Source organism: Chloroflexota bacterium (assembly GCA_020161265.1).
Lineage (GTDB): Bacteria > Chloroflexota > Chloroflexia > Chloroflexales > Herpetosiphonaceae > Herpetosiphon.
This window is the reverse complement of sequence record JAIUOC010000008.1, coordinates 334,773-353,927: the sequence shown is the minus strand read 5'-3', so window position 1 is coordinate 353,927 and position 19,155 is coordinate 334,773. Positions and strand designations below refer to the sequence as shown.

Below are 19,155 nucleotides of genomic sequence, written 5' to 3'. Positions count from 1 at the left end.
GAGGATTAACCATATGGATATTTTAGTGCTTGCTGGGGGTACTGGCTCGCGATTGTGGCCGCGTTCACGTCGCACCAAGCCCAAGCAATTTTTACCCTTGCTTTCCAATCGCACCATGCTGCAAGAAACCGTTGATCGAGTCCGGCCTTTGATGGAAGAAGGTCGGGTATTCGTGGTAACTGGCTCGGATTACGAAGAATTAATTCGTGAGCAGTTGAACGACGTGCCGCGCAATAACGTTATTTTAGAGCCAAGTGGTCGTGGCACGGCTTCGGCAATTGGCTTGGCGGCAATTCATATGCGCCGCTCAGCTCCTGATGCAGTGATGGCAGTGTTGAGTGCTGATCACTTGATTTTGCGCAACGAAGCCTTTCGTCAAGCGCTGCAAGCCGCCGAAGTTGCCGCCCGCGAAGGCTATTTGGTGACGCTGGGGGTCAAACCATCGTTTGCGAATACGGGCTATGGCTACATTCAATGTGGCGAATTGATCACCGAAGCGCATAATCATAAAATTCATCGGGTGCAGCGTTTTGCCGAAAAGCCCGACCAAGATACTGCTGAGCGCTATCTCGCCAAAGGCAATTATTTCTGGAACGCTGGGATTTTCGTTTGGCAAACCAAAACCTTCCTTGATGCGATTGGTCGCCACATGCCCGAATTGCGCAACCAACTCAATCAAGTTCAAGCCTCGTTTGGCAAATCGCGCTACCACGATACTTTGGCCCACGTCTGGGAGAACGTCGAAAATATCACGGTTGATTATGGCATTATGGAGCGTGCACCAAACGTCGCGGTTGTGCCAGTTGATATTGGCTGGAGCGACGTTGGCGATTGGCACACCCTGACAACCTTGATGAGCGACGACGATTCGGCTAATGTAGTGATTGGGCCACACGTCGAGGTTGATACCAAATCGACCTTGATTTACAGCGATTCTGGCCGCATGATCGCCACGATTGGCCTTGATGGCTTTTTGGTGGTCGATACCGGCGATGCCCTGCTGATTGCCCCACGTGATCGCGCTCAAGATGTCAAGAAAATTGTCGATCAATTGCGGACTGAAGGCCGCAATGATGTGTTATAAGTTATAATTGAAGGGCACGGCAGCAGGTGGTTAGCGATAACCAAACCACTGCCGTGCTTTTTATGAAAGCAGTTGTATGCGTGCAGTTATTTTAGTTGGCGGATTAGGCACGCGCCTCCGCCCATTGACCAACCAACTCCCCAAGCCACTCGTGCCAATTGCCGGCGAAGCCTTGATGAGCCGAACCTTGCGGCGTTTGCACCAGCAAGGTGTGCGTCATGTGATTTTGGCGGTGCAATATTTGGCCGAACAATTTTTGGCAGCCTATGGCGATGGCGCGGCTTTTGGGCTAGATTTGCAGATTGTGCAAGAGCCAGAAGCCCTGGGCACAGCTGGCGCAGTACGTTACGCCCTTGAACAAACCAATTTGCTTGAGGCTGGGCCGATTTTGGTGCTGAATGGCGACGAACTGACTGATTTCGATGTGGCTCAACTCTGGCAAGCTCATGCCCAATTTGGCGGCGTGGCAACCATTGCCGTGCGCCAAGTGGCCGATACCTCAGCCTTTGGGGTAGTTGCTAGCGATGCGAATCAACGAGTATATGCCTTTCAAGAAAAACCCGCAGCTGGCACGGCCTTGGCCACCACCATCAATAGCGGAGCCTATATATTTGAGCCAGCGGCGCTTGCCCAGATTCCAGCCCAAGGTTTTGCCATGCTCGAACGTGATCTCTTCCCCAGCTTGCTAGCGGCTCAAGCTCCGATTTATGCCTATCAACACAACGCCTACAGCCAAGATATTGGCACATTGGCAGGCTATTTAGCCGCCAACGAAGCGGTATTGTTGGGCCATTTGCCGCATGAAACGGTGCATGGCATACAATATGCAGCAGGAGTGTGGGCTGCGGCTGATGCTCAAATCAGCCCTAGTGCCCAACTAATTGCCCCGATTATGCTTGGTAGCGGCTGTGTGGTGGGCGAGCATGCCCGACTTGAACGGGTGATCGCATGGGATCGTGTTACAATTGAAGCCGCTGCAAACCTAAACAATGTCGCCATTGCCAATGATGTGCAGGTTGCCCACCATGCAACTGTCGAAGGTCTCGCGCTTGGTTAATATCATTCAATCCCATTCAAATTTATGAACGCTATTTCGTTGTATTGACGAGCGATCGTCACCAATCTTCATTCATGGGAAACCAATTTCAATCGCAAGCTCAGGAGCGTGTATGGCATCAGCAATCAAATTTGGCACCGACGGTTGGCGAGCAGCGATCGCCGAAGAGTATACCTTTGACAATGTGCGCATTGTCACCCAAGCCGTCGCGGATTATCTGCATGAGTCGGGCTTGGCCCCGCGCGGGTTGGTGGTTGGCTATGATACTCGTTTCGGTTCCGAGCGCTTCGCCGCCGCCACCGCCGAGGTGCTGGCTGCCAACGGAATTCATGTTTATTTAACTGAAAAAGCGACTCCTACGCCTGTGGTTTGTTGGAGCATTTTGTGCAAAAAGGCTGGTGGAGCCTCGATTATCACGGCTTCGCACAACCCACCAAGCGACAACGGCTATAAATATAAGCCCGAATATGCTGGCTCAGCCTCGCCCGAAGTGATCGCCCGCTTGGAAGATCGTTTAGAAAAAGCGCCAGTCAAGCGCATGGCACTGCGTGAGGCCGAAAAACAAGGCTTGGTTGAACGGATCAACGGCACGCCCGATTATGTCGCGCAAGTCAAGCAAATGGTTGATCTTGAGGCGATCAAACGCGAGGGCTGGACGATCATCAACGACGCAATGTATGGGGCTGGCGCTGGTTTCTTGCCATTGTTGCTTGATGGTGGCCAAACCAAAGTTGTGCCAATCAACGATACCCGTAACCCTTTATTTCCTGGAATGCGTTCGCCCGAACCAATCGACGACAATTTAACCAAACTCAAAAATGTGGTTAAGCAAAGTGGGGCTTTTGCGGGCTTGGCCTACGATGGCGATGCTGATCGGGTTGGGTTGGTTGATGAAAAAGGCAAATTTGTTGATCAGTTACGGGTTTTTGGCTTACTAACCTATTATTTATTAGAAGTTAAAGGTTGGCGCGGCCCAATCGTTAAGTCACTTTCAACCACTTCGATGGTTAATCGTTTGGCCGAGCTTTACAATGTGCCAATCTACGAAACTCCGGTTGGCTTCAAGCATATCGGCCCCAAGATGATCGAATCGAATGCAATTATTGGTGGCGAGGAATCGGGCGGGTTTGCCTTTGCCAAGCATTTGCCGGAACGTGATGGGATTTTATCGTCGCTGCTGTTGCTCGATTTGTTCTTGAAGCGTGGCAAAACGCCCAGCGAAACCATGGAAGAGTTGTTCAGCAAAGTTGGGCCACATTTCTACGATCGCTTGGATATTACCTATCCTGCTGAGCAACGCGATACGATTCTCAAGCGGGTTGATTCGGCTCGCCCCGATGCCTTAGCTGGCTTGACGGTTAATTCGATTACCACCCAAGGCGGCTACAAATACCACCTGCAAGATGGCAGTTGGCTGTTGATTCGCTTCTCAGGCACTGAGCCATTGTTGCGTATTTATACCGAAACCCGCTCACCAGAGTTGGTCGAAAAATTGTTAGCCGAAGGTCGGGTCATCGCTGGCGTATAGGCATTGATCCACGAAGAGCAGGAAGCATAATTTGGAATGAAACCGCGAAGGACGCGAAGATCAAAAAAGGCCAAAGCGTAATGCTCTGGCCTTTTACTTTATTGGTTCAAACCAAACTTAGTCAACGAATTGGGTGATTTTTTCGACAGCGTGGCGGTGGTGTGGGTAGCCTTCTTCAGCGGCAACACCCAAGGCCACCAAGCCAGCCAATTGCACGTGCGCTGGCAAGCCCAAAATTTCTTTGACTTGGGCTGGGTCAAAGCCCAACATCAACGAGGTGTCGTAGCCCAATGAGCGAGCGGCCAATGAAAGATAGCCAAGGGCGATGTTGGTTTGACCCAAACCCCAAGCTTCTTTTTCTTCGGGGCTGCGCTGAGCGAACGCACCCAAAATGCCATCGATTGCGCCTTGGCGTTGCTCGGCTGGCACGCCTGGGTGAATCACATCGGCGAGGGTATCGAGGGCTTCAGCGGTATTGCTATAAACGGCGATCACCACTGGAGCGCTACCAACTTGGCCTTGGCCATACGCAGCAGCTTGCAATTTATTTTTGACTTCTTGGTTGCGCACAGCAACGAAGCGCCATGGTTGAATGTTCCAGGCTGAAGGAGCTTTGCCAGTCAATTCCAAAATGGTGTTGAGGTCGGCTTGGCTTACTTGGTCGTTGGTATATTTACGAACTGAGCGGCGGCTTGAAATGGCTTCGGCAACGCTCAAGGTATTGTTAACGGCTGGCTGAGTCATTGGTCTATGCTCCTAGAAAATAGTGCAGCGCCGACGTTTGGGCTGCGTTTGCTGTATCTGTAACTATGATAATTACATATTGTCCTTGAATTGATCTATCGGCATGTCCTTTGACGCGTCCCAAGCCATGAGATTGCTGTCCTAATCCTCGGCAATTTCGGGCAAGCTCGCCTTTTTGGGGTACAATCCTTGCGATACGTGTTGGTTATAAGGAGGAATTATGAGCGATATTAAACAACTGTTGAGCAACTCCAAAACGATTGCCGTGGTCGGCCTGAGCAACAAGCCCGATCGGGCGAGCTATGGTGTGGCTGAATATATGCAACGGGCGGGCTATAAAATTATTCCGGTCAATCCGGTGCTCAAAGAGCCAGTGCTTGGCGAACAACCAGTTGCATCATTGAGCGATATCAAAGAGCCAATTGATATTGTCGATATTTTTCGCCGCGCCGAAGATGTGCCGCCAGTGGTTGAAGAAGCAATTGCGGTTGGCGCAAAGGCAATTTGGATGCAACTCGGGATCGTCAATCACGAGGCTGCTGCCGCTGCCGAAGCCGCTGGCTTAGAGGTTGTGATGGATAAATGTATTAAAGTCGAGCATATGCAGCAATTGTAGTTGTTGGGGATCGGTTGTTGGGGATTGGGGATCGGGTTTTGACCCAGCGATAAGCGCGATCCGTCAGAATGAAATGCTTAACCGCGAAGAACGCGAAGAGCGCTAAGCTGGATTAGTTAAATATCTGAATTACTAATCGATGCCATAGAACTATTAAATCGTTCTTGGTGCTCTTCGTGTCCTTCGTGGTTAAACGTTACGCCTCGCTCCTGATCCCTATATTCTATGCTCTTGCCTCACTCCTTGCATAAGCCCCGATCTTCTCGGATAATGCTGCTATGCAAACAGTTATTCTTGATCAGCAACAATTGAATCAACATTATGGCTTGCTGACGGTGGCTTCGCCACAACTAGCCAGCGCTCAGCCTGGGCAATGGGCGATGCTGCATCACGGCTTGAGCCACGACCCACTCTTGCGCAGTCGGGCTTGGATTATTGCGACTAATCGTAGTAGCACCGCCACCTTGGCCTTGGATTTACAAGACCCGTTGTTGGCCAGCATTGCGCGGTTGCCCAAAGGCTTTGAGCTTGATTGTCTTGGGCCACTTGGACGACCGCTCAGCAGCGACGGTCAAAAAGCAACCTTGTTGATTGCAGAGGGTAATGCAATCTACAGCCTGCTGTTGTATGCCCAACGGGTAACCGAAACTGGCTCACCGGTATTGCTGTTGGCGAGTGCCAATGATGCAATGCGCGTACCGCCGTTTGTACTCCCAGCTGAGATCGAATATTTGGCGACCGCCGACGATGTGCTTGATTTGCTCGAAAGTAGCACCAAACTTGATGCCCCGTTGGTTTGGGCCAATCGCTTGCTGGCCGCTGGCAGCCTCGATTTGGCCAGTCGTTTGAGCCAACGGATTCGGCGTGAACGCTATGCTTGGCAACAAGGTTTTGCGGCATTTATCGTCGATCAAGCCTATCCATGTGGCATTGGGATGTGTGGTGGGTGCTGGCAACTTACCCGACAACAGCCAAAATTGCTGTGTCATCATGGGCCAGCGTTGGATCTGCGCGAATTGGCCTAACTTAAGCTAAGCAATTTCGTATAGAATATCCACAATCTGATCCAAATAAGCAATGGCGCTTATCGCTAGGAGATGTACATGTTACCCGAGTACCGCAACGAACCGTTTGTCGATTTCAGTGTGAAAGCCAATGCCGATGCGATGCGCACGGCACTGAGCAAGGTTGGCGATGAATTAGGGCGTACTTATCCGCTTCTGATTGGTGGCGAACATATCGAACTGGCTGATACATTTGATTCACTGAATCCGGCCAAGCCAAGCCAAGTTGTCGGCAGTTTTGCCAAGGCAACGGTTGAGCATGCCAATCAAGCGGTGGAAGTTGCCGCCACAACCTTCGAATCATGGCGCAACGTCGCGGCAGAAGAACGCGCCCGCTATTTGTTCCGCGCTGCGGCTGTGATGCGCCGCCGCAAGTTTGAATTTATGGCATGGTTGGTGTATGAAGTAAGCAAAAGTTGGGCTGAGGCCGATGCTGATGTGGCCGAAGCAATCGACTTTATGGAATATTATGGTCGTCAGGCGATTAAGTTTGGTGGCCCACAACCAGTCGTCGCTTACAACGGCGAGGAAAATGAATTACGTTATGTGCCGCTCGGCGTAACCGTGGTAATTCCACCATGGAACTTTGCCTTGGCGATTATGGTCGGTATGACCACCGCTGCGATTGCTGCTGGCAATACGGTGGTGTTGAAACCAGCCTCGGCATCGCCCGCGATTGCCGCCCAATTTGTGCGCTTGTTGGTTGAAGAAGCTGGCTTGCCCGATGGCGTAGTTAATTTCGTGCCTGGCTCAGGCGGCGCAATGGGCGATGCCTTGGTTGATCACGCCAAAACCCGCTTAATCGCCTTCACTGGCTCGAAGGAAATTGGCTTGCGGATTTTCGAACGCTCAGCCAAATTGCAACCTGGCCAAATCTGGCTCAAACGCACAATCTTAGAAATGGGTGGCAAAGATGGGATTGTAGTTGATGAAACTGCCGATCTCGATGCTGCTGCCGATGCGATCGTGGCCTCAGCGTTTGGCTTCCAAGGCCAAAAATGCTCAGCCTGCTCGCGAGCAATTATCGTCGATAGCGTTTATAGCACAATCTTGAAGAAGGTTGTTGATCGCACCAAAAAGCTGACCATGGGCGATCCAACTGATCCCAAGCACCATCTGGGCGCGGTGGTTGACCAAAAAGCCTTCGACAAGATTCGCGAATACATTGAAATTGGCAAGAGCGAAGGTCGCTTGATGCTTGGCGGCGAAACTGGCGATGGCTCGGAAGGCTATTTCATTCCGCCAACGATCATCGCCGATATTGCCCCCGAAGCTCGGCTCTCATTGGAAGAAATTTTCGGGCCAGTCTTGGCATTTATCAAAGCCAACGATTGGAAACATGCCTTGGAAATTGCCAACAACACCGAATATGGCTTAACTGGCGCGGTATTTAGCCGCTCACGCGAACGACTTGAAGAAGCTCGGCGCGATTTCCATGTCGGCAACTTGTATTTCAATCGCAAGTGCACAGGCGCGTTGGTTGGGGTTCAGCCGTTTGGTGGCTTCAACATGAGCGGCACCGACTCGAAAGCTGGCGGCCCCGATTACCTCTTGTTGTTCACTCAAGCCAAAACCATTACTGATCGCTTCTAAAAAGGCATGGCAGCATGGAGTTGTTCCATGCTGCCATGTTTTGGCAATAAAAAAGCCCGATTATTGCTCGGGTTTCATGCCGACACCCCACTTGTCATCACACATTTAGGCCACTTGTAGCACCAATTGCGCAATCACCCCGCGAAGTTTAGCAAAATCCAATGGTTTTAAAAGATATTCGCTACAACCAGCTGCCATAGCTTGGGTACGATAATCGTTGCCACCAAAGGCCGTCATGGCAATAATTGGCACATGCTTGGTGCTGGTATTGATGCGTAACTGTTTGGCAACCGTTAAACCATCAATGCCCGGCAAGGCTAGATCCAATAACACCAAGGCTGGGCGAACTACAGGTATTTGCTTCAGGGCTTCACTACCATTGTGCGCCCCAACCACCGTATACCCATCAACCTCAAGTAAACGCGCGAGAATAATGTGAGTGTCTGGTTGATCATCAACTATAAATAAACAAGCCATACCTGCTCCAGTGTCCGTAGAGGTATGAAATCACGATCGATGCTTCGACAAAACACTCATTGGACAATAGGAATTGAGTCCCTGATTGGGTAGTTCTTTAATTAGCATGCAGGGTAACATAGATAGATATGACTGGCAAGCCTAAAATATATAAAAAAACTTAATTTTTTCTGAAAAATAAGTTCAGCTCGATTTATCACGACCTAGCCTGCTAGCTAGCTTGGTCGATTAATTGATTAGGCCATTCTAATCGGTTAAATTGGCTGTTGTGGATCTCCTATGCACTGCTAGTTTCTGCACCCAATTAAGTTCAATTAATCGCGTTTAAATTTGGCCAAAAGTATATAAATTGTTAACAATTGGTTTAAGCGCAGCAACTAAGCCCAAACTGCTGCTAAAAAGCGATCGGTCACATGCTCCCAAGCATATTGTTGAACATGCTGCAAGCCATAATCGCGGTAGCGCTGTTGTAGCTTGGGGTTTTGCAATAGCTCAATCAGCGCCTCAGCGATTGCCGTTACATCGCTTGGGGCAACTAACGTGCCAGCCTGCCCATGCGGCACAACTTCGGGAATCGCGGCAGCATTGGTGCTGACAATTGGTAAGCCGCTTGCCATCGCCTCTAAAAAGACGATCCCAAAGCCTTCTTGAACGCTGGGCAAGCAGAAAATACTGCTGCGCCCATACCAGGCTCGCACTTCAGCATCATCGGCAATCGCTCCGAGCATGCGTACTGAGCTTTCGAGATTGTAGGCTCGTACCACTCCGCGCAACAAATCGTGGTCAGGGCCATCGCCGATAATCACCAATTGAGCTTGCGGCACTCGTTCGATCACGCTGGCAAAGGCCCGAATCAAGTCAATCACATGTTTACGCGGATATTGGCGGGCCACACATAGCACCGTCCATGGATCACGCTGGCTGCTTTGGGCTTGCTCCTGCCACAAACTCAAATCAATGCCTTCGGGCACAATCCCAATCTTACTGATTGGCACAGCATAATGGGCATGAATCATCTGGCGGCAATATTCACTGGTTGAAATAACGTTGGGCGCACGCCGCGCATTGATCAATTCAATCCGCGAGAGCGACCAGAGCAACGCCCGAATAAAGCCTTGTTCATGGCGCTGTTCTTCGGCAATCACGCCTTTGATGCTACAAATATAGGGCACATTTAAGCGCTGGGCAACTCGGACTCCATCAATATCAAAGCCAACCACTAAATCGTAGTTGTGATTGGCGAGGCGACGGGGCAATTGCCAATTGTAATAAAGTCGGCGCAGGGTCAAATTACGCGGCCAATTGCCAGTTGGCACAATCCGATCAACTACATGGCCTCGGGCTTGCAAGGTCCGCGCCAAACCGCCGATTGCTGCCGCCGTGCCGCTGCCATCAACCACCGCCTGTAACCACGAATCCAAGAACGCAATTCGCAATTGCTGCATAGCACCTACATTCATTCAAAACTAACGCGCTTAATCAATGCCACTTTTTAGCGTTAGCATATAACCAATCAGATCGTTAATATCTTGGGTTGATAATTTTTGGGCATAATCGCGCGGCATAATGCCCTCTTGAAAGCCGCCCACCAGTTCTTTATCTGGCTCGGTCAATGAGAGCCGCAGATAATCGATCGCACTTGTGCCATCGGGGCGTTGCGCAGCACGATTGCCAATATTTGAGAGATTTTGGCCGATGCCTTGGCCTGCTTCACCAGCAACATCACTATGGCAATCGACACATGCTTCGAGTTGATCGAGTGTCAACACCTCGGCTCCCTGAAAAATGCGTTTGCCGCGCTCAGCATTGCCCACGCTGGTACTATCGTTGGCAGCACCACAGCCCAGCAACAGCAAGCCCACCACAAAATAGCCAAATCGTCGCATTAACGCGCTCCATTATAGGTGATTCGGTAGATTGCACTCGTACCGAAATCGGCGATATACAAGTTGCCATCGGGGCCAGTAATCACATCAATCGGGTAGAGCATACCATCAGCAAAGGTGGTTGATTTGGCCAGATAATCGCCGTTGCTGGTTTGCCCAACCTCAATATGCACGACCTCACCCGTCTGCCAGAGCGTCAAAAAGGCGCTATCACTATAGATTTGCGGATACTGATCGCCACTATAAAATGTAACTCCCGTGGGCACCGAGTGAGCGGGAAAGCTGATTAATGCGCCGCGTGTGCCGCCATCGCTGGGCGGGTCGCCAAAAAAGTAGGGGTAGCCATAGTGTTCGCCTTCGACCAAATAATTAAATTCATCTGGCGGATCATTGCCCTCAACTGAGCTAGGGCCATTATCGCCCCCAAACAGCGCCCCATCGGCATTGAAAGCAACATCAAACACATTGCCCAAGCCACGGGCATACGGACGCAAATCCGTGCCATCGGGATTGACCGATAAAACGCTGGCGGCTAATTCATTTTCCTCAAATTTACCGTCGGTAGTGCTGCCAACCCCAAAATACAAGCGGCCATCGGGGCCAAAGGCCAAGCCATTGTTGGAGTGTGGCTGCAAAATCATTGAGGGCAAATTATCAACCACAATGCGGCGACTATCGGCTACGCCATCGCCATTACTATCACGCAAGGCCTCGATTTTGCCCGAACTAGCGCAATACAACTCACCATCGCGCCAAACCAAGCCAACCAACAAATCAAAATCGCCAGCCCATTTGCTCAAACTATCGATCTGCTGATCATTATTTTGGTCGCGGCCAATCCACAAATCGCCAGCAATATCGGCGATGTATAGTTCGTTTTCAGCGCCAAAGGCAATCGCTGTGGGATTATCCATCGTGCCACGGGCGTAGACGCTCCATTCAAAACCTTCGGGCACATTGATCACCCGCAAATCGGGGTTGCGTTCACGTTCGCGCTCGGGAATGCTAGTTTGCCACATGGTGTAAAAGGCGGGTGTGGCGATTAATGGCATGCCAAAGAGCAACAATAAGGCTAAGCCTCGTCGGCGCAATTGCTGATCGATGCTGTAGCGCACTTGTTTGGCCAGCCACCATAGAACAACTACGACGACCGCCAAGGCACCAAGCACGACCGCCGCTTGGCTCAGCAAATCCCAAAATTTCACCCGAATTAATGGGTCGCCAATCCCAATTGGATAGGTGCTGAGCAAGCCTTGAAATACCAGCAAGATCAAACCTTGCACGGCAATGGCAAGGCCAATCCAGCGCCAACGGCCTGCTTGGCGCATAAGCAATAATCCGCCAATCATCGCCCCCAGCCAAAGTGATAACAGCACCAAGGTTGCAATATTCAGCAGCATCGTGATTAATCCTTTGTATGTGCACCAAAACGATGACTGGCACATGCCAGCCAAGGTGGGTTGTTTGAAGTTTCAGGGAGTTGGTAGCAGGGCTACTAGGCTCAGTATATCATGGCTGCTGGGGCGATTTGGGTGAAGCATTAGTCCCAAAAGCATGGCGAATTTGGGCGATTTGGCTTGCGCAATCTTCAAGACTCAAGCGCTCAACTGCCAGTTCAACCCGTTGCCAACTGCTTTGGGCTAAGGTAAATGGCAAGCTTTGGTCATTGGCATCCCAAATGGTTTGCGAACGTGGGGTCGTGCCAAACCATGGAATATCGCCTTGCCACAGTGCTGCTTGCTCAGTTTGCAGAAACGGTTTCAAATGTGGTCGCTCAGGGATGCTTAGCCACAAATGGTCAAACAAACAATCACGATCAATCGCATCGCGCAGCCGATTGGGATGGCTGGCATGGCGCAGCAAAATCGCGTAACTATTCGATGGGCGGGCAATTACCCGAATTGTGGTATCGGCACAAACGGCGAGAACATTGCTCAACAACTCGGCTTTGGCGCTCAACAAGGTTAAATAGGTGGTGCGAAAACCTTGCTCAACCTCAGCGGCATAATCCAATGGATCAATTTGGAGCTTGCTACAGGTTGGCAAATTGTGGGCGGCTGGCACGGCGGTTGGAGCATAGCGCAAAGCCATTTGATCAGTATTGGTCTCATCCCAAACTGGCTGGGGTAGGGGCAAGGTTTGCTCGGCATTGCCCGCGATGCCGCTCATATCGACTCCAAGATGTTGCTCGGTGGCAAAGTGCAAGCGTGGTAACAAGCCAACTTGTTCAGCCTCGATCAATTCGTTGGTATTGCTCAATAGCAGGGGATGGCACAAGCCTTCGAGGTCAATCAAGACTGGATATTCGCCGACGGCAATCACATTTTCATAGTGCACATCGCAGGCTTGTAACACCAAAAGCAAGGCCAATAAGGCTCCATGGCGTTGATAAAAACGCCGTACCGCCGCCGAATCGGCACACGGCAAGGCTTGCAGCCATTCCGTCCAGCCATAATTGCCACAATCGAGCACCTTCAAACCACGTAATTGGATGGTTTGCGGTTGTTGGTTGTGCCACGCTAAAACCTGATTAAAGGCAACTTCGGTGCTCAGTGAACGCGGTTTGTAGGCCAAATGTTGGCCGCTGGCAAAATCCAAGCGGCAAACACTCTTGCCCGCATGACAATCGCCCAAGCTTTCCAAACCTGTCCATTCGGCAAGTTCAAGCCCAAAATGCTGTTGGAGTTGCTGCCAATCGTGAGCGAGATGCTGGGCAATGTGGCTGATAAAATTAATTGTCGTTTGACATTCATGCACCAAACTCCGCAACAACACCGGATAATCAGCCAATAGATCGAGCAAATCGCTGATTTGACTATAGCGTTCGATGAAATATTCAAAACGCTCTTGGCTGGTTGCGCCGTGGAGTTGGCCACGCAAACGGGCTACATTCAGCTCAAGCACCAGCGTTTGGGCAGTTAATTGGGCTAAACGTTGCACGAGCGCCTTGCCAATCGCTGCCTGCAAGCTCGGCCAAGCATGCTTAACCTGTGCTTGCTGCAAGGCTTGTTCAATCTGAGCTAAGCAATAATCGACGATTGGCCAGAGTGGATAGCCCAAGTTTGGTTGGTTGAGCCAGCGCGGATGCGGGCGGGCTTGCCATTCGCGCCATGCTGTGAGGGTTTCGGCCCATGGCGGCGCAGCAACCACAACGGTGGGATCAAGCAAGGCTTGGAATTGCTGATCATCCAATCCATCCAGCGCCAGCCGTGCCTGCCACCAGAGCGTTTGCTCGAATGGGGCTTGCTTGCGCCAACGTTGGTAACGCGATGTGGTTCGAGCGCCAAGCTCGCTCAAACCAAGCTGCTGGCGCTCGCGTAGATTCAGGCTTGCCAACCAATTCATGTGCGCAGCTCACGCAGTTTCAGGCTGGGCATTTGGTCGAGCAATTGGGCCACAATTGGCTCGGCTGACAGGGTTGATTGATCAGGCTGCGCGAGAGCCTGTTGAATCTGTTGCCAACGAGCTTGTTGATTGTTCCAGCGGCGCAAGCCATATTCGTGGCGCAACTGATCGAGTGCAGCAACGACAGGCTCGATTGTCTTGCCATAGCCCATAGTTACCAAACAAAACGCCAAGGTTTCAAGCGCTTGAATTAAGCCTTCGGGGTTGCCGATGGTGCGATAGCCTTGAATTGCTTGGTTAATTTGCTCCAACGCTGGGCTATAGTGGCCTTGAATCGCATCGACCAGCGCCAAACCACGCAAGGCATTGGCAATGCCTGTGCCAAATTGCATGGTGCGGCCTAACTCCAAGGCTTGGGTAAATAATTGACGAGCCACCACGTATTGAGCTTGTTCGACGGCCAACTGTGCCTGCACCGCCAACACCATACACAACATATGTTTGCTACCAAGATCTTGGCTCATCTGGGCAGCTTTGCTCAAATAACAGGCGGCCTGATCCAATTCGCCTGCGGCCAGTGTGGTATAGCCTTGGTACATCAGAGCGAAACCTATCACAGTTTTATTGCTCATCTGCTCGGCGATAGCCTGACTTTCGCTAAAACAACGCTGGGCAGTAGCATAATCGCCACGATAGAGCGCCAATTTACCTTGATGTTGCAGAACCATCGAGATGCGATTTTCATAATGTTGCTGCTGACAGAGCACTTTGCTTTGTTCAAGCAACTCGGCAGCCTGGCTCAATTCACCGCGATCAAGCTGAAGTGCCCCAAGATTACAGACCAAACTACTAATCGCCATCGATAGATCAAGTTTGCGCCAAATTTGCAAACTATCGTTGAGCAAAGCCTCAGATTGGGCATATTGGCCTTGCCAATGAGCAATTAAGCCCAAATTATTGTAGACCCGCGCCATGCCAACCTGATCGTTGGCAGTTTCAATCAGTTGGCGACTTTGCGAGAAGGTTTGGGCGGCATCGCCGTAATCACCTTGATGATAGGCGAGGTAACCCGCAGCGTTGAGTGCTTCGATCCAAAGGGTTGGCTCAAGCGTGGTTTGGGTGGTTTGGGCTTGATCGATTGCTTGGGCCAGCCAACGCCGACCTTCACCAGCATAGCCGCGCAAATACCACAAATCGGCCAAACTAGTAGCAAGCTGAACATTCTGTTCGATTTGACGTTGAGTAAAGAAAAATTCTAAGGCCGCCCGAAAATTGAATAAATCATGCTCAAAGCGATCGCCAGCGGTCACATGTTGGTTATGCTGGCTGAGATCGGCTTGGAGGATTTGCGCCAACTGCAAATAATATTGGGCATGGCGTTGGGCAGCTTGGATCAATAAACCAGTGTGTTGCAACATCTCGCGGGCATATTCACGCAACACATTCAACATTTCAAAGCGCGTTTCGCCCTGTTGATCAGCCTTGGCATAGAGCAAACTTTTATCAGCGAGCGTATTTAGGCCGTCGAGCAAATCGAGCGCCCAAGCTTGCTCTGCCCCGACAGCGGCAAGTGCATCGAGGGTACAGCTTTGCGGAAAAACCCCAACATGCATAAACATCTGCTGATCGCTCGGCTCAAGCAGATCAACACTCCAACGAATTGCATCACGCAGGGTTCGTTGGCGCGGCGGATGATCAGACGATCGGCTGGTTAAGACGGTTAATTGATGCTCAAGATGGCGCAACATCGCTTTGGGGGCAAGCAACATACTGCGGGCAGCAATCAACTCAATACTCAACGGCAGGCCATCAAGCTGGCGACAAACGGCACTAATATCACGCAGACTGGTTTCGTTAATTTCAAAATCGGGATTAACGGCCTGTGCTCGCTCAACAAACAGTGCTACTGCTGGCGAAAGCGTGGCGCTTGGCTCATCGTTAGCGGGCGTTGCAATAGCCAGCGGCGCAACCGCAAAACGACGTTCACGGCGTAAGCGCAAGGCCTCGCGACTAGTGACCAAGACCTTCAGCCCATAACAAGCCTGAATCAGCTGATCGATTGAGCTAGCAGCGGGCAACACCTGCTCGAAATTATCAAGCACCAATAATAATTCGCGGTCGTACAAAAAATTTTTGAGGTCTTCGAAACTGCGCCGAATGCCAGTTTCTTTGATTCCTAGGGTTTGTGCGATTACGCTCAACACATCTTGAGGATTGGTTACAGGAGCAAGGGCTACGACAAACACCCCATGGCGGAAGCGCTCAAGTTGTTGTTGGGCTACTTGCAAAGCTAAACGAGTTTTGCCAACCCCAGGCGGGCCAACTAAAGTTAATAAACGCACATGCTCGTTGGCCAAACGCTCATTGATGGTCGCAACATCAGCATCACGACCAATCAATGGATTGGGTAAATCAACCAAATTGTGGGGTGGTTGATCGACCACAAAATTGACCCGTGCAGCACCTGGTGTTTGATCAGACCATACTGGCCCAGTGGTTGTTTCCGAACGCGCAAAATGAACAAATGCTGTATGTTCAGCTTCGGGAACATTACAACATTGGGCTAAGCGCTGAGCAATCTGGGTTGAAGGCTTAAGCGTATTAGCTTCAATTTTACGAATCGTGACCGTGGCACAGCCAACCAAATGAGCCAACTCGTCTTGGGTCAGATCGAGGGTCTTTCGGCGTTGTTTAAGCCACATTCCAAAAGAGGCATCAAGCTTAGTCATATACGCTGTCCAGTGTGCTGTGGAAGTCAGGAAAGCAAGGACATTTGGCTAATTTTCTACTGTTCGTCGGTGTGAACCACGCAGGGAACCGCACTATTGACCGAAGTCATGGTTGGGATGATACTGCAATCGACCAAGGTACCACCTTGAATTTGGCGTAATTCTTCATCGCTCAATTCAGTCATTCCGGCAGGATTCGCAGGCATTGGCTGGGGTTTAGTGGGTTCAGTCTCAGGATTTTGATCAGCATTATTCCACGCGTTGATCGTTTCTTCATGCGACATGCTGGGTCTCCTTTGATTTTTAGGGTGGGTTTAAATTGGGAGGTTGTTAGATGCCCTAGTATACGGTTAAAATATAGTTATTGGCAAGCGTAGTTTGAGCGATAGCGCTATATCGGTTTTTATATCGGTTTTGGACTAGTTGGCAAAGCCCAACTATGGTTAAATGGGGCCAGTTTCGCAGGAGGACACCCCAATGAATGACCACAGCCAAACCACTCTGATTCCAAACACTAGCCTGTTTCGCCCAGCTGCGCTAACCTCATATGTTGCTCATCATCAAGAGCAGGTTGTCCAAGAGCGGATTTCGCCGCTGTTGCTGCGTAGTTTGTGGTTGCTGGTCGCGGTGCTTTCTGTCAGCTTAGTTGTGGTTGGTGCGCCGATCGTAAACCTCTAGCCCCGGACAACCTTGCGCTACAAGCAAGGTTTGGCAATGTTGAAACGTTGGTTGGCAAGCTTCAAACGGCGACGGGTTCCTGTTTTACTCCAATTAAGTGCGATTGAATGTGGTGCTGCATGTTTGGCCATGGTGCTCTCTTATTGGGGGCGAGCAACTTCGGTTGCAGAAGCTCGCGAGGTCTGTCGGCCATCGCGTGATGGCTTGAGTGCCCAAACAATTGCTGCCGCTGGCCGGCATTATGGCCTGATTGTACGAGCCTTTGCCCTACAAAACCTCGATTTTGGCTCACTCCAACTCCCAGCGATTTTGCATTGGAATTTTAATCATTTTGTGGTGCTTGAACAGTGGTCGCCACGCGGCGCAACCATCGTTGATCCTGCCTTGGGTCGGCGTTTTGTTGAGTTAAGCGAGCTTGACCAACGCTTCACTGGGATTGTGCTCAGTTGCCAGCCTGGCCCAAATTTTGAGCAACGCCAGCGCTCCAACACCAACCAATGGCGCTTGATTCGCTCGACGCTTTTGGCCAAACCTAGTTTATTGGTGCAAATTATCGTGGCCTCAGGCTTGTTGCAATTGGTTGGGCTGGCCTTGCCATTGCTGACCAAAAGTTTGGTGCAACAGGTTACCTTGCCGAGTTTTGAGGTGTTGCTTGGGCGGGTATTAATTGGCTTGGGCTTAATCATCAGCATTCGCTTTTTGATTCAATATATGCGGAGCCTCTTGTTGATTCAGCTACAACTGCGTTTTGATACTGATTTAAGCGAGCATTTTTTAAGCCATTTGTTGCGCTTGCCCTTGGCCTTTTTTGAGCAACGCAGCAGCGGCGATTTATTGCTGCGCCTAACCAGCAACAGCACAATTCGCGAATTAATTACTAACCAAGTGCTTTCGGTCGTGCTCGATGGCGGGTTAATGTTGGTGTATGGTGGCTTGTTGTTTTGGCAAAGTGGCAGTTTTGGCTTGACTGTCGCGATCATCGCCTTGCTGCAAGTGGCAATTATTTGGCTAACTCAAGGCCGTTTGCGCCCGCTCGTCGAAACTGATTTGTTGGAGCAAAGCGAAGCCCAAAGCTATTTGGTCGAATTACTCAGCGGCATCACCACGATCAAAGCCATGGGCGTGGAGCATTATGCGTTTGGCTATTGGCAAAATTTGGCTCGTCGCCAGCGCAACACCAGCCTACGCCGCCAACGCCTAAGCGCGGTGGTCGATAGTATTTTGGGTACGCTGCAAACCGCCACACCATTAATTTTGCTCTGGGTTGGCTTACGCGAAGTGCACCAAGGCCAGATGGATTTAAGTACGATGCTGGCATTAAATGCGATTGGCACTTTAGCCCTCGCGCCGTTGGTCACATTAATTAGCCAAGGCCAGCGCTTGCAATTATTAACCAGCTATCTCGAACGATTAAATGATGTGTTGATGGCCCAGCCTGAGCCAGATGGTAGCTTCGCGCCTGAAACAAACTTACAAGGCGCAATTCGGCTGGAAAACGTGAGTTTTGGCTATAATCCGCATACTGCGCCAATTCTGCGTGATATTTCATTGCAGATTGCGCCAGGTCAAAAAGTTGCCTTGGTTGGGCGCACTGGATCGGGCAAAAGCACGCTTGCCAAATTATTGTTAGGTTTGTATCAGCCCAGCAGCGGCCAGATTTGGATCGATGAACGCCCGATCGAGGACTATGATCGCCAAGCCTTGCGCCAACAATTTGGGGTGGTGCTCCAAGATGCCTTTTTATTTAGCGGCTCGATTCGCCAAAATATCAATTTGCAACGGGCCAGCTTGCCAGCTGCCCAACTGATTGCGGCGAGCCAACGGGCTGGGTTACACAACGACATTGTGAGCATGCCAATGGGCTATGAAACCCGGGTTGGCGAGGCAGCAGGCGGAATTTCGGGCGGCCAACGCCAACGGATCGCGCTAGCCCGCGCCTTGTTGCGCCAACCTGCGATTTTAATTTTAGATGAAGCTACCAGCCAACTCGATACCCTGACCGAACAGATTGTTGAGCAACAACTGAATCAGCTTAACTGCACCCGAATTGTGATTGCCCATCGCCTGAGCACGGTCAAAAATGCCGATGTGATCATTGTGCTTGATCGAGGGCAAATTGCTGAACAAGGCACGCATGGCGAGTTAGTTGGCGCAAATGGAGTTTATGCGAGTATGGTATCCAATCAACAACCAACCTAAAATGGCCGAGTTGCCTGCAACGTTTGGCTTAATTGCTACGTCTATACACTAGATCTTTTGGCCTAGAACTTGCTCGCCAAAGCGGTTAAACCCTACCCAAAATAAACCCTTTGGTGTATTCCCAAAATCGAGGCCATATGCTATGCTGCCACTAG

General features: G+C 50.7%; 16 protein-coding genes. 8 read left to right on the top strand and 8 right to left on the bottom strand.

The window, feature by feature from the left end; all coding sequences use genetic code 11:
- The first annotated feature begins 13 nt into the window (after positions 1-13).
- The 3 genes from LCH85_19285 (at position 14) to LCH85_19275 (ending at position 3,669) form a co-directional block, all read left to right on the top strand.
- Entirely contained in the window at positions 14-1,084 is a 1,071-nt protein-coding gene (locus tag LCH85_19285) for an NTP transferase domain-containing protein (protein MCA0354146.1), read from the top strand.
- A gap of 76 nt (positions 1,085-1,160) precedes the next feature.
- Positions 1,161-2,141: an NDP-sugar synthase gene (locus LCH85_19280; GenBank protein ID MCA0354145.1), complete on the top strand. Its 981-nt coding sequence runs from the start codon at positions 1,161-1,163 to the stop codon at positions 2,139-2,141.
- A gap of 112 nt (positions 2,142-2,253) precedes the next feature.
- Entirely contained in the window at positions 2,254-3,669 is a 1,416-nt protein-coding gene (locus LCH85_19275; protein MCA0354144.1) for a phosphoglucomutase/phosphomannomutase family protein, read from the top strand.
- A gap of 117 nt (positions 3,670-3,786) precedes the next feature.
- Here the strand turns inward: LCH85_19275 and LCH85_19270 are convergent, their stop codons facing one another.
- Entirely contained in the window at positions 3,787-4,413 is a 627-nt protein-coding gene (locus LCH85_19270) for a nitroreductase family protein (GenBank protein MCA0354143.1), read from the bottom strand.
- A 220-nt stretch (positions 4,414-4,633) separates the two neighbouring features.
- Here LCH85_19270 and LCH85_19265 point away from each other — a divergent pair, with 220 nt between their 5' ends.
- From LCH85_19265 to pruA, 3 genes are all read left to right on the top strand, one after another.
- Positions 4,634-5,029 (top strand): CoA-binding protein, encoded by a 396-nt coding sequence (locus tag LCH85_19265; protein MCA0354142.1) that lies wholly within the window; start codon positions 4,634-4,636, stop codon positions 5,027-5,029.
- Positions 5,030-5,307: 278 nt separating this feature from the next.
- Entirely contained in the window at positions 5,308-6,054 is a 747-nt protein-coding gene (locus tag LCH85_19260) for a hypothetical protein (protein ID MCA0354141.1), read from the top strand.
- 78 nt (positions 6,055-6,132) lie between these two features.
- On the top strand, positions 6,133-7,686 hold the full coding sequence (gene pruA, locus LCH85_19255; GenBank protein ID MCA0354140.1) for an L-glutamate gamma-semialdehyde dehydrogenase: 1,554 nt from the start codon (positions 6,133-6,135) through the stop codon (positions 7,684-7,686).
- Between the two features lie 105 nt (positions 7,687-7,791).
- Here the strand turns inward: pruA and LCH85_19250 are convergent, their stop codons facing one another.
- The 7 genes from LCH85_19250 to LCH85_19220 all read right to left on the bottom strand — a co-directional run bounded on the left by LCH85_19250 (position 7,792) and on the right by LCH85_19220 (position 16,407).
- Positions 7,792-8,163, bottom strand: a complete 372-nt coding sequence (locus tag LCH85_19250) for a response regulator (protein ID MCA0354139.1) — start codon at positions 8,161-8,163, stop codon at positions 7,792-7,794.
- Positions 8,164-8,540: 377 nt separating this feature from the next.
- Entirely contained in the window at positions 8,541-9,608 is a 1,068-nt protein-coding gene (locus LCH85_19245) for a glycosyltransferase family 4 protein (GenBank protein MCA0354138.1), read from the bottom strand.
- Between the two features lie 30 nt (positions 9,609-9,638).
- The gene (locus tag LCH85_19240; protein MCA0354137.1) at positions 9,639-10,049 is read right to left on the bottom strand and encodes a cytochrome c; all 411 of its coding nucleotides are present in this window, start codon (positions 10,047-10,049) and stop codon (positions 9,639-9,641) included.
- Positions 10,049-11,449, bottom strand: coding sequence for a PQQ-dependent sugar dehydrogenase (locus tag LCH85_19235; GenBank protein MCA0354136.1), 1,401 nt, complete (start codon positions 11,447-11,449; stop codon positions 10,049-10,051). The genes LCH85_19240 and LCH85_19235 overlap by 1 nt, the downstream gene beginning before the upstream one ends.
- A 109-nt stretch (positions 11,450-11,558) precedes the next feature.
- Complete coding sequence (lanM, locus tag LCH85_19230) at positions 11,559-13,394, bottom strand: type 2 lantipeptide synthetase LanM (GenBank protein ID MCA0354135.1); 1,836 nt, start codon at positions 13,392-13,394, stop codon at positions 11,559-11,561.
- Complete coding sequence (locus LCH85_19225) at positions 13,391-16,123, bottom strand: tetratricopeptide repeat protein (GenBank protein MCA0354134.1); 2,733 nt, start codon at positions 16,121-16,123, stop codon at positions 13,391-13,393. The genes lanM and LCH85_19225 overlap by 4 nt, the downstream gene beginning before the upstream one ends.
- Positions 16,124-16,179: 56 nt before the next feature.
- Positions 16,180-16,407, bottom strand: coding sequence for a mersacidin/lichenicidin family type 2 lantibiotic (locus LCH85_19220; GenBank protein ID MCA0354133.1), 228 nt, complete (start codon positions 16,405-16,407; stop codon positions 16,180-16,182).
- A 193-nt stretch (positions 16,408-16,600) separates the two neighbouring features.
- Between LCH85_19220 and LCH85_19215 the strand changes: the two genes are divergently transcribed.
- The gene (locus LCH85_19215; GenBank protein ID MCA0354132.1) at positions 16,601-16,801 is read left to right on the top strand and encodes a hypothetical protein; all 201 of its coding nucleotides are present in this window, start codon (positions 16,601-16,603) and stop codon (positions 16,799-16,801) included.
- A gap of 36 nt (positions 16,802-16,837) precedes the next feature.
- Positions 16,838-19,000, top strand: a complete 2,163-nt coding sequence (locus LCH85_19210; GenBank protein ID MCA0354131.1) for a peptidase domain-containing ABC transporter — start codon at positions 16,838-16,840, stop codon at positions 18,998-19,000.
- Positions 19,001-19,155: the final 155 nt, after the last annotated feature.

Excerpts from the sequence above, each read along its gene's own strand:
- LCH85_19285 (MCA0354146.1), top strand. The coding sequence starts at position 14 with ATGGATATTTTAGTGCTTGCTGGGGGTACTGGCTCGCGATTGTGGCCG.
- LCH85_19280 (MCA0354145.1), top strand. The coding sequence starts at position 1,161 with ATGCGTGCAGTTATTTTAGTTGGCGGATTAGGCACGCGCCTCCGCCCA.
- LCH85_19275 (MCA0354144.1), top strand. The coding sequence starts at position 2,254 with ATGGCATCAGCAATCAAATTTGGCACCGACGGTTGGCGAGCAGCGATC.
- LCH85_19270 (MCA0354143.1), bottom strand. The coding sequence starts at position 4,413 with ATGACTCAGCCAGCCGTTAACAATACCTTGAGCGTTGCCGAAGCCATT.
- LCH85_19265 (MCA0354142.1), top strand. The coding sequence starts at position 4,634 with ATGAGCGATATTAAACAACTGTTGAGCAACTCCAAAACGATTGCCGTG.
- LCH85_19260 (MCA0354141.1), top strand. The coding sequence starts at position 5,308 with ATGCAAACAGTTATTCTTGATCAGCAACAATTGAATCAACATTATGGC.
- pruA (MCA0354140.1), top strand. The coding sequence starts at position 6,133 with ATGTTACCCGAGTACCGCAACGAACCGTTTGTCGATTTCAGTGTGAAA.
- LCH85_19250 (MCA0354139.1), bottom strand. The coding sequence starts at position 8,163 with ATGGCTTGTTTATTTATAGTTGATGATCAACCAGACACTCACATTATT.
- LCH85_19245 (MCA0354138.1), bottom strand. The coding sequence starts at position 9,608 with ATGCAGCAATTGCGAATTGCGTTCTTGGATTCGTGGTTACAGGCGGTG.
- LCH85_19240 (MCA0354137.1), bottom strand. The coding sequence starts at position 10,049 with ATGCGACGATTTGGCTATTTTGTGGTGGGCTTGCTGTTGCTGGGCTGT.
- LCH85_19235 (MCA0354136.1), bottom strand. The coding sequence starts at position 11,449 with ATGCTGCTGAATATTGCAACCTTGGTGCTGTTATCACTTTGGCTGGGG.
- lanM (MCA0354135.1), bottom strand. The coding sequence starts at position 13,394 with ATGAATTGGTTGGCAAGCCTGAATCTACGCGAGCGCCAGCAGCTTGGT.
- LCH85_19225 (MCA0354134.1), bottom strand. The coding sequence starts at position 16,123 with ATGACTAAGCTTGATGCCTCTTTTGGAATGTGGCTTAAACAACGCCGA.
- LCH85_19220 (MCA0354133.1), bottom strand. The coding sequence starts at position 16,407 with ATGTCGCATGAAGAAACGATCAACGCGTGGAATAATGCTGATCAAAAT.
- LCH85_19215 (MCA0354132.1), top strand. The coding sequence starts at position 16,601 with ATGAATGACCACAGCCAAACCACTCTGATTCCAAACACTAGCCTGTTT.
- LCH85_19210 (MCA0354131.1), top strand. The coding sequence starts at position 16,838 with ATGTTGAAACGTTGGTTGGCAAGCTTCAAACGGCGACGGGTTCCTGTT.